Genomic DNA, 15,045 nt, shown 5'->3' on the forward strand with positions numbered 1-15,045 from the left:
CGGGCAAGCCCGCTCCTACAACGGGCGGTGTGGTTTATAGAGGGAGGGTGATCAGGTGAAACATCGTTGGATTCAAATGGACATTGCCAAGGGTATCGGCATCCTGATGATCGTGTACGGTCACAGTTGGTTCGTGGCGAACTCGCTGGAGCTGCAGTACCCGATCATCGCCTCGTTCATCTTGCCGTTGTTCTTTTTCCTCTCCGGCGTTTTTTTCAAGCCCGAGCAGCCGTTTGTGGAGATGGCCGTGCGCAAGGCCGATGGCCTGCTCAAGCCGTTTTTCTTCACCATGCTGGTGTATGTGATCGTCCGCGACGTGCTGCGCGGCCAACCCCTGCTGCCGGACATCGGCGGCGTGCTGTATGCCTCGGTGGATACCATCCCGTGGCAGGCGCTGTGGTTTCTGCCGCACTTCTGGGTGGCGATCCTGTTCAGTTGGGTGATGCTGCGCCTGATCCAGCGCCTGAAGCTGTCACTGCCGCTGAGCTGCCTGCTGATGGCGGTACAGCTGTTGATCGGCATCTGGGTACTGCCGTGGTTCTGGCAAATCCCGGTGAGCGTCGGCGGGCAGACCTGGACGTTGCCCGGCCTGCCCTTCGGCCTGGAAATCACCCTGATCAGCAGCACCTACTTTATCTGCGGCTACCTGCTGCGCGACTGGCTGCGTCGACATGAGGGATCGTGGCTGGGGCTGCTGATCTCGGTGGCATTGTTTGCCGCCGTGTTCCTCTACAGCCACGCCACCATGGACCTGGCGCAGCGCCGCTACGACCACTGGCTGTGGACCAGCCTGCTCGCGGTGCTCGGCGTGTACGCGTGCTGGTCGCTGGCGCGGGTGCTGATGGTGTCGACCGTCATCACGCGGGCGATGACCTACATTGGCCAGAACACCTTGATCCTGCTGATCTTCCACGGCGAGATCCAGCACAAGACCGTTGACCTGCTGGAGCGCCTGGGGCTACACGCGCTTGTCGCGGCCTGCGTGGGTTTTGTGGTGGCCGTGGTGGTGCCTTTGTTGATCGGGGAAGTGATCAAGCGGGTAGCGTTTTTGCGGTTTTTCTACTTTCCGTTTCCGGTGCGCAAGGCGCCTGTCGCAAAAACGGCGCCTTGAGGGCGCCGTTCAATCGCTACGTCAGAAGTCGTATTTGACGCTGGTCATCAGGTTACGCGGCGGCCCGTACATGCCGTGGTTGCCGGCGTAGCTCAGGTATTCACGGTCGAACAGGTTGTTGAGGTTCAGCGAAGCGCTCAGTTTGGGTGTCACGTCGTAGCGCACCAGCAGGTGAGTGATGGCGTAGCTGCCCTGGCTGAAGGTGTACAGGTCTTCCCCGACCTTGCTCTGCCAGTTCACCCCGCCGCCCACGGTCAGTTTGTTGAACGCGCCAGGCAAACGGTAGGAGGTAAAGGTCTTCAGGCTCTGGCGCGGCAAGGTGGTGACGATGCGTTTGTCGTCGGCATCGGTACTGACCGCATAGGCATAGCCGGCGGAGGCCTGCCAGCCATCAGCGAGTTCGCCGTTGAGTTCCAACTCCACGCCTTCGGTGGTGGTGCCCTGCTCGTTGCGATAGGTGTTGCCGCCCGGGGTATCGATCCAGATGGCCAAGTTGTCCTGCTCCAGCTTGAACAACGCCAGGCTGGTGTTCAGCTTCTCGTCGAAGAAGCTGCCTTTGAGGCCGACTTCATACCCTTTGCCCTCCATCGGCGGCAGCGCCTTGTTATTGATGTCGCGTACCCAACTGGCCTGAGGGTTGAAGATTTTGGTGTAGCTGGCATAGGCCGACCAGTTGTCGGTGAGGTCATACACCACGCCGGCGTAAGGGATGTAGACGCCGGTTTCCGATTCGTCGGAGCGTGTCGCCGTGCCGCCGTAAGGGCGGTCTTCGGTTTCGCGCTTCCAGTCGATCACGCGGCTGCCGAGGATCACGCTCAGGTCATCGGTGACCCGCAGCCGCGTGCTCAGGTAGGCGGCGTATTGGCTCTCATCCACCGAGGATTTACCGGTGACATTGAACACGGGCTTGGCTGACTGGCCGTCCCAGTTGAGCAGGTTGTCGATGGCACCGGCAGGCGAGCTGGAATAGTCGTAATGCCATCCGCCGTAACTCGGCACGCTTTCCTTGTATTTTGACAAGGTGACACCCGCGATCAGCTCGTGCTCACGGCCGAGCAGGTCAAAGGGGCCGGTGGCGTAAAGGTCGAAGTTGTCCTGGCGCGGTGTACCGGAGAAACGCACCGGCAATTGGGTGGTGCCGCTGCCATCCGTGTTGAGGGATCCGTTGACGTAGTTGAAGACTTCGTCGAACTGGTTTTCGGTGTGGGTGAATTCGGCCTTGGCGCTCCAGCCGCTGTCGAACTTATGTTCGATAGACGTGAAGAAGCTGGTTTGCTCATGATCGTTGTAGGACCAGGCCGGAGCGGTGTTCAGCGAACGGTTAAGGTTAGTGCGCGACCCGTCGGTAAACCGTGTGGGCAAACCGGAACGCGCTGGCGAATCGACGTCGGTGCGCAGGTAGCTGAAGCCCAGGGTCAGTAGCGTGGCTTCGCTCAGGTCGAATTCGGTGATGCCATAGAGCAGTTGGGTTTCCTGCTTGTAGCGGTCGATCCAGGCGTGTTCGGTCTTGTAGTCCGCGACCAGCCGACCGCGCACATTGCCGGTTTCGGTCAGCGGGCCGGAGACGTCCAGGCCCGTGCCATAACGGTCCCAGGTGCCCCCTTCAGCCGTGACGCTGGCGCGAGCCTCGGCCGTCGGGCGCTTGCGGATCAGGTTGATGGTGGCTGCCGGGTTGCCCATGCCGCTGATCAGGCCAGTGGCGCCGCGCACGATCTCGACGCGGTCGTACATGGCCATGCTTTGGGTGTAATTGTCCATGCGCGTGGCGGTGGGCACACCATCGATTTCGAAGTTCTGGATCTGGAAGCCACGCGAGAAATAGCCGTCACTCTCCGAGCCCAGGCCATCGCGCAACACAATTATGCCGGGAGTGGCATCGAGGGTGTCACTGAGGTTGGTGAGGCGCTGATCATCCAGGCGCTGGCGGGTCATTACGGTGAGCGACTGCGGGGTTTCCCGAGGCGTCAGATTCAGGCGCGTCGAGCTGCTGGACGACTGCGTGGTATAGGAACCGGTGCCTTCGGTGGTCGAGCCCGGTGCCTTGCCCGAGATCGATACGGTGCCCAGTTGCAGCGCGCCACCCGCCGGGCGTGGCTCCAGTGAATAGTTGTTACCGCTGCCATGCACCGCTTGCAGATCGCTGGTGCTGAGCAGGATCGCCAGGCCAGTGTCCAGGTCATGCCGGCCGTGCAGGCCGGGGCTGGTCTTGCCATCCGTGAGCGCCGCCGGGTACGACAACAGGATCTGGCTGGCCTGACCGAACTGATTGAGCGCCCCGGCCAACGAGCCGGCCGCAATATCGAAATCCAGGTCCGGTGCCGCTTGAACCCAGGTCGACGCCAGCAACAATGGCGTGGCGACCGTCACGCTGGCGATGCCTTGCATGACGGCCAGGGCCAGAGAGGTTTTCAACGTTCTGCGATGTGGTGTGCGTGGCTGCATGCCCAATTCCCCAGTGAAGGTAGTGTCTGGGGATATAAGTCTCGTGAGAAACGCAAACGGACCACCCTGGCGCGAACTAAATTCAAACCCGGTTCAGGCGGGGGTTGAGGGTGACCCAGAAGCGTGTGAAATGCTGCACGTCCAGCTTCAAGGTCTGCCCCAACGCGGCAAGGATGCGGTCGGTGTCGGACAGCGGATAAGTGCCGGACACACGCAAGCCTCGCACGGCCGGGTCACAGGTCAGGCGCCCGCGCCGGTAGCGGCTCAACTCGTCGAGGAAGTCCTCCAACCGCATGCCTTCGGCGACGATCATGCCCCGGCTCCAGGCCAGCTCGCCATCCCGTTGCGGACGACGGGCGAGCAAGGTGTGGGCATCAAAGCTGACCAGCTCATTCGCTTGCAGCACCAGGCTGCGTGACGGGATCTGCACCGACAGTGCGCCCTGGTCGGCCCCCAACTGGGTAAAGCCATCACGCTGGCGCACGCTGAAGCGACCGCTGACGGCACGGGTCAGGCCCTCGGCGGTCTGCACCCACAGCGGACGGGCGTCGGTGAGGTTGGGGTCCACCAGGATTTCACCGCGCAGCACCTGGATTTTCCGTGCGTGCGCGGTGTATTTCACATCGATGGCGGTGTCGGTGTTGAGCTGCACCTGGGTGTTATCCGCCAGGCCGATGCGCCACTGCTCGCCGACGGTGGTGCTGTAGTCGCTGGTCCAGTGCTGCACCAACGCCGTGTCCTTGACGCTCCAAGCAGTAGTGCCCGCCGCCAGCAGCACGGCAAGGTGCTTGATCACTCGACGACGGGACATTGCCGGCAGCAACGTTGCGCGAGCCAAGGCCTGATGAGCCGGCGCGCGCACGTCTTGCATGCGTTGGAGAAACCGCTGGGAATGCTGCCAGGCCAGTTCATGGGCCGGGTCCTGCTCGCGCCAGCGCTGCCAGTCGGCGCGGGTCTGTTCAGTGACGTCCGGCGCCTGTAATTCCAGTTGCCAGTGCATCGCCTGCTCGGCGGCCTCAAGGGATAATGGCGATGGATTCATCAGCGTTGGCTGTCCAGCAGGATGCACTGCGCACCCGCCTTGACGATGTAGCGCTTGACCGTGGTAACGCTGGCGCCGAGGCGCTCGGCAATCTCGCCGTGGCTGAGACCGTCAAGCTGCGACCACAGGAATGCCTGGCGCACCGGCACGGCCAGGCGGCTGAGCACTTCATCGAGGGCCATCAGGGTTTCCAAAAGAATCCACTGGGTTTCGGCGCTGGGCGCAGACTCTTCCGGCAACAGGGCCAGGGCTTGCAGGTAGGCTTTTTCCAGCTTTTGCCGACGGAAATGATTGGACAGCACACTCTGCGCCACCTTCGCCAGGAAACTGCGCGGCGCCAGAATTTCAACCGGCTGGTTTTTTGCCAGCAGCCGCAGAAAGGTGTCCTGAGCCAGATCGGCGGCACTCTGCGGGCAGTTCAAGCGACGCCACAGCCATTGCTGCAACCAGCGATGTTGTTGGCGGTACAGGGTGGCCAGATCAGTGGGGCTTACCGCAGGAGTCGAAGACATGGAAGGCGCGCGCGAAGAATGAGGCGTAAATGATAACGGTTATCATATTCTTCGTTGCGTCGATGCTGCAAGTTTCTGCTGCAGGAGCCGGCTGGCCGGCTCCTGGCGGGGGTCAATCGTCCAGTGGTTGCGGGGCTGCGTGCTTGGCGGGTTTGCCGGCCTTGGCAGCGGGTTTCGCCGCCGGAGCAGCGGCTGCCGGTTCAGTCTCGGCGGGAGCGGCGGTTTCTTTCTCGGCCATCGGCATCTGGTCGATGGCGCTGAAGAACTCTTTCAGGTCGAGGGTATCCGGTGGCACGGTTTTCTCGACTTTCTTCTCGCCGTCCTTGCCCACCAGGATCACTTTGGTGCCGCTACCGGCACCCAGTTTGAGGGCACGGATCAGTGCGTTGGTTTCCGGCGGCGTGAGCTTTTTATTGTCCTTGGGGTCCTTGGCGAACTTCTCGCCTTCGGCGCCGATGCTGCCGAACTTCACGGTGTAGAACACCATGTTGCGTTCTTCGAAAGACTGCTTGGTCGCAGGCTCGTCCAACTGTTTCTTGAGGGTCGCCAAGGTGTTGTTGCCGGAATCAAGCTCTACCACCACCAGCGGCCGGGCCTTGCCCAAGTCTTGCTTGAGCGGGTTGATATCATCAGCAGCCAACAGCGGCCCCGTAAAAGCCATCAAGGTAGCCAGGGTCAGCGACCGGATGAGCATGCGCACCTCCTTTGTATTCCATGCAGGGTTCTTGAGTTTCATGTCTGCGACAGTCAAATTCAAGGATGATTCCTACACCACTTTAAGAAAGCGTAGGACAGGACGCCCGCTACGCAAGGGTTTGGTGGGCTCAAGTGTCATTGTTTCCACTGATTTCGGAAACATCATGAGACCTTCCACGCCGGCCAATGCCGCGCAAACATGGGGGCGACGATGGGGTCGGCATCCACGTGCGCCAGGCTCTGGGCAAAGCCCGGCGCCAGGCCGTTCAATGCCTCACGTGCTTCATCCCAGCGCGACACCACTGCCGCCATGAGGCCCAATGCGTTCGGCACGCCGTTGGGCGCAAACAGTTGCTCGTCGAACTGATCGGCGAACACCACCCAGGCCTGATGCAGGTAGCGCCGGGTGCCCGTCACCAGTTGCGCCTGCACGGTTTCGTTGACGTTGCCGAGCCAGCGTTGCGGGTAGTCGATGATGCCGATGGCCGAATAGCAATTGGCCGCGATGTACACCAGGCCGCGAATGATCTGCGCGCGGTTGCCAGCCAACAGGTCCGAGGCGGGGTATTCCAGGCCCAGGTGGATCAGGATCGCGGCACTTTCCGTCAGCACTTGGCCATCAGGGGTGACCAGCGTGGGCACCTGCTTGAGCGGGTTGATCCGGGCCAACTCTTCACTGCCTTCGCCCTCCGCCCAGGAGGCCGCGTCCACCCGTCGCCACTGCACTGCGCAGCGCTGCAGGGCGATTTCGATCATGCAGGAGCCGGATTCGTCGATGCCATACAGCGTGTACATGGGCCTTTCCTCCTAACGTTGCAGTTTGGCCTGCAAATGGGCCTTCACCTGCGGCCATTCCGAATCGATGATGCTGAAGCGCACCGAGTTTCGCTTGCGCCCGTCGGGCATGATGCGTTCGTGACGCACGATGCCTTCCTGTACGGCGCCGAGGCGCAGGATCGCGGCGCGGGACTTTTCGTTGAGTTCATCGGTGGTGAATTGCACGCGCACACAGTCGAGCACTTCGAACGCGTAGGTCAGCAACAAAAGCTTGGCTTCGGTGTTGATCGCGCTTTTCTGCGTGGACAGCGCCAGCCAGGTATGGCCGATTTCCAGTTTGCGATTGACCCGGTCGACCTTCCAGAACCGCGTGCTGCCGACCACTTGGCCATCTTCACGACGCACCAGGGTGAACGGGATCACGCTACCGGCATCGCGCCCCGCCAGGGCGGTGTCGATGTACTGATCAACCGTGTCCGGGCCCGGTACGTTGGTGACCTTCAGGTTCCACAATTCGCCATCGGCGGCGGCGTCGAGCAAGGCGGCCTTGTGTTCCCTTTGCAGGGGCAGGAGTTCGACCGTGGTGCCGGTCAGAGTGATCAGGGTCATGGTGGCAGCGCCGTCTGGGTGGTCATCAGAAACAGAGAGTGCAGGCTGCCACCCTGACGAATCAAGCGTTTTAAAACAGGCCCATCTGACCGCCCACCAGGGTGCTGAAATCGTCATTCACGAACGGCAGGATCGCATCCGCCACCGGCTGCAATTGCCGGGTGACGTAGTGGTCGTAATCGATGGGCGCTTGCCGCACTTCCAAGGGTTCCGGGCCATTGACGCTGATTACGTAGCTGATCCAGCCACCGCGCTGGTACTGGCGCGGGCGGTTCAGGCGGTCGTTGTATTCATCGGCCAGACGCGCGGCGCGCACATGGGGCGGCACGTTGCGCTCGTAGTCGTCCAGCCGGCGGCGCAGGCGTTTACGATAGATCAGCAGCTCATCGAATTCGCCGCTGAGGGTACGGCGCACATAGTCGCGGATGTAGTCCTGATGCGGCTGGCGATGGAAGATGCGCTGATAGAGTTCCTGCTGGAATCGACGGGCCAGGGGCGACCAGTCGCTGCGCACGGTTTCCAGGCCTTTGTAGACCATGTCTTCGCTGCCATCGCTGCGCACCACCAGGCCGGCGTAGCGTTTCTTGCTGCCCTCCTCCGCGCCACGGATGGTCGGCATGAGGAACCGTGTGAAATGGGTTTCGTACTGCAACTCCAGGGCGCTTTGCAGGCCGAACGCGGTGAGCAGGTGCTCGCGCCACCAATCGTTGACGTGCTGCACCAAGGCTTGGCCGATACGGCTGGCGTCCTCTTGGGAATGCGCGCGGCCGAGCCACACGAAGGTGGAGTCGGTGTCGCCGTAGATCACCTCATAACCTTGGGCTTCGACCAGTTCGCGGGTCTGGCGCATGATCTGGTGGCCACGCATGGTGATCGACGAGGCCAGGCGTGTATCGAAGAAGCGGCAGCCACTGGAACCGAGTACGCCGTAGAAGGCGTTCATGATGATTTTCAGGGCCTGGGACAGCGGCGCATTGTGTTCGCGCTTGGCCTCTTCGCGGCCTTCGGAAACCCGCGCGACGATGGACGGCAAACAATGCCGGGTGCGGGAAAAGCGTGCGCCGCGAAAGCCTTCTACCGAGTCACTGTCGTCGGGATGCTTTAGGCCTTCGATGAGACCCACCGGGTCGATCAGAAAACTGCGGATGATCGACGGGTAGAGGCTTTTGTAGTCGAGCACCAACACCGATTCGTAAAGGCCGGGGCGTGAGTCCATGACAAAACCGCCGGGGCTGGCCTGCGGCGGCTTGTCGCCCAGGTTCGGCGCAACGAACCCTTGGCGGTGCATCAGCGGCATGTACAAATGGGTAAACGCAGCGACGGAGCCACCGTTGCGGTCAGCCGGCAGCCCGGTGACGCTGGCGCGCTCCAGCAGGAACTTGAGCAGTTCGGTCTTCTCGAAAATCCGCGTGACCAACTCGCAGTCCTTGAGGTTGTAGCGCGCCAGGGCAGGCTTGTCCTCGGCGAACATGCGGTTGATCTCGTCCATGCGCTGGTACGGCGTGGAGATGTCCTTGCCTTCGCCCAGCAGCGTTTGCGCGACGTTCTCCAGGCTGAAGGATTCGAAGCTCCAGGTGGCCGAACGCAGGGCTTCGATGCCATCGATGATCAAGCGCCCCGCCGCCGCGGCAAAGTAATGATTGCGGCTACCGTGCTCGCGCCAGGCCATCGGTTCTTCACCACGGCCAAGCATGAGCGGCACATTGAGGCGCTGGGCATGTTCGTGCAGCACGCGCAGGTCGAACTGCACCACGTTCCAGCCGATGATCCCATCGGGGTCGTGCAGCGCCAGCCATTGGTTGAGGCGTTCGAGCAGTTGGGCACGGGTGTCGCAGTAGTCGAGCTTGAAGTCCACGGCGTCGGTTTTGTTCGGCGGACCGAGCATGTACACCTGGCGCTCGCCGCAGCCTTCGAGGGCGATGGAATAGAGATCGCCCTGGGCGGTGGTCTCGATGTCGAGGGACACCAGTTTCAGCGGCGGACGGTAGTCGGGCGCGGGTTTCATCTGTGCGTCGCAGAGCACGCCGCTGGCGTCAGGCGTGCCGCCAAACCACACCGGCGCGGTGATGAAGCGCTCCATCATGTAGCGCTCGGGCGGGCGCACGTCGCCTTCGTAGACGTCGACGCCCGCTGCGCGCAGGCGTTTTTCCACGTCCATCGCCTGGCGGTGCTGGCGGGTGTACAGGCCGAGGACGGGCCGGTGATGGAAGTCGCACAGTTGCAACGGGCGCAATTCGATATCGCGCTCGCCCTTGAGCAGCCAATCCAGCGGCTTGCGATGGGCCTCAGGGATGAACATCACCGAGGTCTGCACGGGTAGGCGGACAAACCTCGGGCCCTGGTCGGTGGCCAGCCAGAAGCTGACCTCCGTGCCGGCCGGGGTATCGCGCCAATGCCGGGTCAGGACAAAACCCTGCTGTAAATCCACCGTACCGCACCTCAGGAATCGCTTTCAGGGCGTGATTCTACTCGGCATCCGCGCGCGCAGACCGTGTTAGTAAAAATTTGTTGCATCGCGCTAATAATAATTACTATCATTTGCACCGGAGTCGTATCCGCGCAGTGAGGACGCGCAACGCCGTTGCCCTTTTCCTCACACATGACGGTTAACCGTCAGGATCGCCCATGCCCGCCCCATTCGCCGCGCCGTTTCGCCTGACCCTGCTCGCCCTGTGCTGCTCCCTGAGCCTCAGCGCTCATGCTGACACCCCAGCCACCCCGCAGGATGCGAACACCGCTCAGGAGGGAAACACACTGGAACTGGGCGCTACCAACATCAATGCCGACGCCCCCGCACCAAGCGCCCTACCCCCAGTGTACGCCGGCGGCCAAGTGGCTCGCGGAGGTCAATTGGGTGTGCTGGGCAACCAGGACATCATGGACGTGCCATTCAGCATGGCCTCCTACACCGAGAAACTGATTCGCGACCAGCAGGCCGAAACCGTCGGTGACGTGCTACTCAACGACTCGTCCGTGCGCCAGGCGTCGGGATTTGCCAACCAGGCGCAGACCTTCATGATTCGTGGCTTGCCACTGAATGGCGACGACATTTCCTTCAACGGCTTGTACGGCATCCTGCCGCGCCAGATCATCTCCACCGACGCCTTGGAGCGCGTGGAAGTGTTCAAGGGCCCCAATGCCTTCATCAACGGCGTGACGCCCGGCGGTTCCGGGATCGGCGGCGGTGTGAACCTGCAACCCAAGCGCGCCGATGACGTGCCGTTGCGTCGGTTCAGCACTGACATCAGCAGTGATGGCCGGGTGGGCGAACACTTGGATATTGGCCAGCGCTTCGGTGAAGACAACCGTTTTGGTGCGCGGGTGAACCTGTCCCAGCGCGAAGGCGATACCGGCATCGACGATGAAAACCAACGCTCGAAGCTGTTTGCCGTCGGCCTGGACTACCGTGGCGATGCGTTGCGCCTGTCGAGTGACTTTGTGTATCAGAAGCAGCGTATCAACGGCGGGCGCAACTCGGTCTTCCTGGGCACCGCCACCCATGTCCCTGATGCACCGTCGGCCGACACCAACTACGCGCCGAGCTGGAGCAGCACCAACCTCGAAGACACCCTGGGCATGCTGCGCGCCGAGTATGACTTGAACGATAACTGGACGGCCTATGCGGCGGCAGGCGCCAAGCACACCCGCGAAATGGGACGCTACTCGTCGGTGACCCTGACCGATAACCTGGGCAATGCCACCGCCAGCGGTTCGACCATCGCCCACGAAGAAGACAACAGCAGCGTCATGGGCGGCCTGAACGGCAAGTTCCAGACCGGCCCTGTGAGCCATCGACTCAACTTCGGCTTGGCCGGCATCTGGACCCAGGCGCGCAACGCTTATGTGTTCGCCAGCCCACGCACCCTAACCAATATCTACAACCCTGTGACCGGTGCGCCACCGGCCCTGAACAACCCACGCAATACACCGGGCACCGACTTCAGCGACCCGACCATCACCGCCAAGACCTTTGTGCGCAGTACGGCGGTGTCCGACACGCTGGGGTTCTTCGATGACCGTCTGTTGGTGACGGTTGGTGCACGCCGCCAGCAGATCGTGGTGCAGGGCTACAACTACATGAGCGGCACGCGTACCGCCAATTATGACGAATCGATCACCACGCCGGTCTACGGCCTGGTCTTCAAGCCGTGGGAGCATGTGTCCTTCTATGCCAACCGCATCGAAGGTTTGGCCCAAGGCCCGACGTCGCCGGTCAATTCCGGGGGCAGGACGGTGATTGGCGGCGGCCAACCCTTTGCACCGGCCCGCTCCAAGCAAATCGAAGCAGGCGTCAAGGTGGATATGGGCACCTATGGGGCAACACTGGGTGTTTACCGTATCGAACAACCTGGGGCCGGCTACGTTCAAGTCATCGATGCGACAACAGCACGCTACGTTCGCGAAGGCCTGCAGATCAACAAAGGCGTTGAGTTGAACGTCTTCGGCGAACCGGTCAGCGGCCTGCGCTTGCTGGGTGGTGTGACGGTGATGAAGACCGAACTCAAGGACACGCAAAACGGCGCCAACGACGGTAACCGCGCAATCGGCGTGCCTTCGTTCCAGCTCAATGCCGGCGTGGATTGGGATGTGCCCGGCCTGCAAGGCGTGACCCTCAACGGCCGCATGCTGCGCACCGGTGGGCAGTACGCCGACGCCGCCAACAACCTGAGCCTACCCGCATGGAACCGATTCGACGTGGGCGCGCGCTACAACTTCAAGGTGGCCGAGCGTGATGTCACCCTCGGCGCCACTGTGGAGAACGTCGCCAACGAGAAGTACTGGGAATCGGCACAGGGCGGTTTCCTGAGCCAAGGTGATCCGCGCGTCGCCAAGCTGTCGGCCAGCGTGGACTTCTAACAGGGCGGCAACAACGTGAGCCGGCAGATTTGCGCATCGCCGGCTCACCACTAGACTCAGGGCTCCTCTCACATGGAAGTCCCGACAATGAAGTTATCTCGCTCCCTGCACCAGGCAATCGCCCTGGCCACCCTGCTGTCTGCCGGCCACTTGGTGGCCCATGCCGCCGATATCCCGCTGTCCAAAACCCTTGAAGCCGATGAAGTCACCACCAAGGTGCTGGCGGTGGATGCCGCCAAGCATCAAGTCGTGCTTGCGGGCGCCGAGGGCCGTGAAGTGCATGTTCAGCTCACCGATGCCGCCAAGGACCTGGGCAACCTCAAGGTTGGTGACCAGGTCAAGGTATTGACCACCCACTCGGTCGCGGCCGTGCTGGACACCGACGTGAACAAAGGCGCACCAGACGCCAGCGAAAAAACCGGCGTGATCCGCGCCACCGCCGACAACCCCAACCCAGGTGGCGCTGCCTTCCGCCAAGTGCAAGTGCAACTGAAGATCACCCATATCGACCTGAAGAAAAACCAGGTCACCCTGGAGAATCCAGCGGGTGCGACGAAGGTGTTGAACGTTGAGAAACCGGAAATCCGTGCAGGTCTCAAAGACCTCAAGGTCGGGCAGAGTGTGGTGGTGACTTACACCGACACCCTGGAGATCACCACCGCTCACGAAGGCTGAGACCCGTGAAAGGCGGGCATCACTGAGGATGCCCGTTACCCTCAAGCCTGGCGGGCGCGGCTCAGGTAGTTTTCGATATTGCCCATCTGTTCGTCCCAACCACGGGAATTCATTTTGAAGGCCTTCTGCCGTCGTGCCTCAGGCACGGCATCGAACCCGGACTCGACCACCCGTAACAGAATGCCCGGCGCCCGATCCTCAATGGTGAATTCTACCAACGTTGGGGTTTCCTGGTCGTAGTCGACACCCTCCTCGACCGCAAAGGGGTGCCACCAGAACGAGAACAGTGTTTGCGGCAGGATGCGTTCGATCCTGGCCTTCCAGATCACATGTTCGTAGCCCTTGTAAGTAATCGGCGCCTCGATACTTTGCCCCGCAGCGAAGGTTTTACCGTCGAGTGCGATACCAAACCACCGGCCGAATTGCTCGGCATCGGTGAGGGCTTCCCAGACCTGTTTGCGTGAAGCGTTGAGCAGGACTTTTCGTTCGATTCGATCCAATACGTGCATAAGTCACCTCCTCCATTGACAGTAGGCGACATCGAACAATGCGCAACCTTTCGGTCACGCATTGGTGTTGCGACTTACTTCAGAACTTCCATTTGGCGTTGACCATCGCATTGCGCGGCTCGCCGTAGGAGCCGGAGTTGAATGTGCCCATGCCGTCGTAGTACTTCTTGTCGAACAGGTTGTTGACGTTCAGTCCCACGGACAAATGCTCGTCCACCTGGTAGTTGGCCAACAGACCGACCACGGCGAAGGGATCCTGCACTGCCTTGTAGTACGGGCCGGTGTAGTTGATCTGGGTGGTGGCGTACATCTCGCTTTGCCAGGTGACATTGCCGCCCACGGTCAAGCGGTTCAGGGCGCCCGGCAAGCGGTAAGTGGTGCCCAGCTTGAACAGGTTGAGCGGCTGGTTGACCTGCACGCGTTCGCCGTCCTTCGAGTGCGACTCGCGGTAGGTGTAGCCGCCGAATACGTTCCAACCGGCGGCCACTTCACCAGAAATCTCCGTTTCGACACCGCGCGTGGTGGTGCCGGCGATGGCCTTGTATACCGTTTTGCCACTGGCATCGTTACCCGAGTCGGCGGCGGTGTTTTTTTGCTCAATGTCGAACAGGGCGATGCTCGCGTTCAATGCACCGTCGAAGAATTCACCCTTGAGCCCGATCTCGTAGTTGTCGCCTTCCAACGGCGCCAGCGAGCTGCCGCTGGCGGTCTTGTAGAAGGTCTGCGGCAGGAAGATGTTGGTGTAGCTGGCGTAGACCGAATAGGTGTCGTTCAGGTCATAGATGATGCCCGCGTAGGGCGTCACCACGCCGGTCTTTTTGGTTTTGTCGGTTTTTTTCGAGTAGGGCTCATTGAGGCTGACCTCATCGAGCTGCTTCCACCAACTCACGCGGGTGCCGAGGATGATGGTCAGCGGGTCCAGCGGTTTCAAGCGCAGCGCGCCGTAGACGCCGGTCTGTTGCAGGGTAGTCACGGTGCCGCCGATCTCATTGTAGGAACGACGGCCATATTGCCGGCCGTCCCAGGTGAAGATGTTGTCCACATCACCGTAGTCATTATCCTGGTCGGCCAAGGTGCTGCTGTAGTTGGGGAAGTTCAGGTGAGTGCGCGTTGTGCTCGCACCAACCACTAATTCATGCTCACGCCCTCCCAACTGGAACGGACCATTGGCGTACACATCGAGCGTGTCCTGGGTCTGGTAGCTGTCGAGACGGTAGATGAACGCCTTGGCGCCCTTGCCTGTGACCGGGTCCGGGTAGCTGCCACTGGCGGAAGCGCCCTGCCCTTTGCGGTAGGAATATTGATGGCTGTAGGCAGTCTTCAAGCTCCAGTCGTTGTCCAGTTTGTGGTCCAGCATCGTGCTGAAGGTGTAGCTGGTATTGTCCATGTAGCTGGAACGCGTCGCCGGGTTGAATGAGCGCGAGAAATCGGTCTGGCGGCCATTGTTGTAGAACAACGGAATATGGCCGTAGCTGGTGCCATTGGCATCGTTGTTCTGGTAATCCAGGCTGGTGCGCAGGGTGGTGCTGTCATTCAGGTCGATATCCAGCGCGCCATACATCACACGCTTTTCTTGCTTGTACCAATCCACGAAGGACTTCTGTTTCTGGTACGCCGCGACAAAACGCCCGCGCACATTACCGGTTTCGGTCAACGGGCCCGACACGTCGACTTCGGAGCGATAGCGATCCCAGGCGCCTGCTTCTCCCGCAATGTGCGCCTGGAAGTCTTTGGTCGGGCGCTTGCGCACCAGGTTGATGGTGGCCGACGGCGTGCCTGCACCGCTCATCAGGCCGGTGGCGCCGCGCACGACCT

At 61.4% G+C, this 15,045-nt stretch carries 12 protein-coding genes; 3 read left to right on the forward strand and 9 right to left on the reverse strand.

Annotated features, from left to right (window positions below):
• The first annotated feature begins 76 nt into the window (after positions 1 to 76).
• Positions 77 to 1,111, forward strand: coding sequence for an acyltransferase family protein (locus tag HX793_RS24485; protein ID WP_177053834.1), 1,035 nt, complete (start codon positions 77 to 79; stop codon positions 1,109 to 1,111).
• Between the two features lie 21 nt (positions 1,112 to 1,132).
• Here the strand turns inward: HX793_RS24485 and HX793_RS24490 are convergent, their stop codons facing one another.
• The 7 genes from HX793_RS24490 to HX793_RS24520 all read right to left on the reverse strand — a co-directional run bounded on the left by HX793_RS24490 (position 1,133) and on the right by HX793_RS24520 (position 9,617).
• The gene (locus tag HX793_RS24490) at positions 1,133 to 3,496 is read right to left on the reverse strand and encodes a TonB-dependent siderophore receptor (protein ID WP_177053847.1); all 2,364 of its coding nucleotides are present in this window, start codon (positions 3,494 to 3,496) and stop codon (positions 1,133 to 1,135) included.
• Positions 3,497 to 3,635: 139 nt separating this feature from the next.
• Positions 3,636 to 4,595: a FecR domain-containing protein gene (locus tag HX793_RS24495; protein ID WP_177053835.1), complete on the reverse strand. Its 960-nt coding sequence runs from the start codon at positions 4,593 to 4,595 to the stop codon at positions 3,636 to 3,638.
• Positions 4,595 to 5,107: a sigma-70 family RNA polymerase sigma factor gene (locus HX793_RS24500; protein ID WP_177053836.1), complete on the reverse strand. Its 513-nt coding sequence runs from the start codon at positions 5,105 to 5,107 to the stop codon at positions 4,595 to 4,597. Before HX793_RS24500 ends, HX793_RS24495 begins: the two co-directional genes overlap by 1 nt.
• A 112-nt stretch (positions 5,108 to 5,219) precedes the next feature.
• On the reverse strand, positions 5,220 to 5,801 hold the full coding sequence (locus tag HX793_RS24505) for a DUF4174 domain-containing protein (RefSeq protein WP_177053837.1): 582 nt from the start codon (positions 5,799 to 5,801) through the stop codon (positions 5,220 to 5,222).
• A gap of 164 nt (positions 5,802 to 5,965) precedes the next feature.
• The gene (locus tag HX793_RS24510; RefSeq protein ID WP_177053838.1) at positions 5,966 to 6,598 is read right to left on the reverse strand and encodes a glutathione S-transferase; all 633 of its coding nucleotides are present in this window, start codon (positions 6,596 to 6,598) and stop codon (positions 5,966 to 5,968) included.
• A 12-nt stretch (positions 6,599 to 6,610) separates the two neighbouring features.
• Positions 6,611 to 7,189, reverse strand: coding sequence for a GNAT family N-acetyltransferase (locus HX793_RS24515; RefSeq protein WP_177053839.1), 579 nt, complete (start codon positions 7,187 to 7,189; stop codon positions 6,611 to 6,613).
• A 70-nt stretch (positions 7,190 to 7,259) separates the two neighbouring features.
• Positions 7,260 to 9,617, reverse strand: a complete 2,358-nt coding sequence (locus tag HX793_RS24520; RefSeq protein ID WP_177053840.1) for a DNA polymerase II — start codon at positions 9,615 to 9,617, stop codon at positions 7,260 to 7,262.
• A gap of 197 nt (positions 9,618 to 9,814) precedes the next feature.
• On the opposite strand from HX793_RS24520, the gene HX793_RS24525 reads away from it, so the two are divergent.
• Both HX793_RS24525 and HX793_RS24530 read left to right on the forward strand, forming a co-directional pair.
• On the forward strand, positions 9,815 to 12,046 hold the full coding sequence (locus HX793_RS24525) for a TonB-dependent receptor (RefSeq protein ID WP_177053841.1): 2,232 nt from the start codon (positions 9,815 to 9,817) through the stop codon (positions 12,044 to 12,046).
• A gap of 87 nt (positions 12,047 to 12,133) precedes the next feature.
• Positions 12,134 to 12,721: a hypothetical protein gene (locus HX793_RS24530; protein WP_177053842.1), complete on the forward strand. Its 588-nt coding sequence runs from the start codon at positions 12,134 to 12,136 to the stop codon at positions 12,719 to 12,721.
• A 41-nt stretch (positions 12,722 to 12,762) separates the two neighbouring features.
• Here HX793_RS24530 and HX793_RS24535 read toward each other — a convergent pair whose 3' ends face one another.
• Both HX793_RS24535 and HX793_RS24540 read right to left on the reverse strand, forming a co-directional pair.
• Positions 12,763 to 13,230, reverse strand: a complete 468-nt coding sequence (locus HX793_RS24535; protein WP_177053843.1) for an SRPBCC family protein — start codon at positions 13,228 to 13,230, stop codon at positions 12,763 to 12,765.
• A 79-nt stretch (positions 13,231 to 13,309) separates the two neighbouring features.
• Positions 13,310 to 15,045 (reverse strand): TonB-dependent siderophore receptor (locus HX793_RS24540; RefSeq protein ID WP_256733922.1); only part of this gene is annotated, 1,736 nt, incomplete at its 5' end.

Source organism: Pseudomonas reactans (assembly GCF_013387025.1).
Taxonomy (GTDB): domain Bacteria; phylum Pseudomonadota; class Gammaproteobacteria; order Pseudomonadales; family Pseudomonadaceae; genus Aquipseudomonas; species Aquipseudomonas reactans.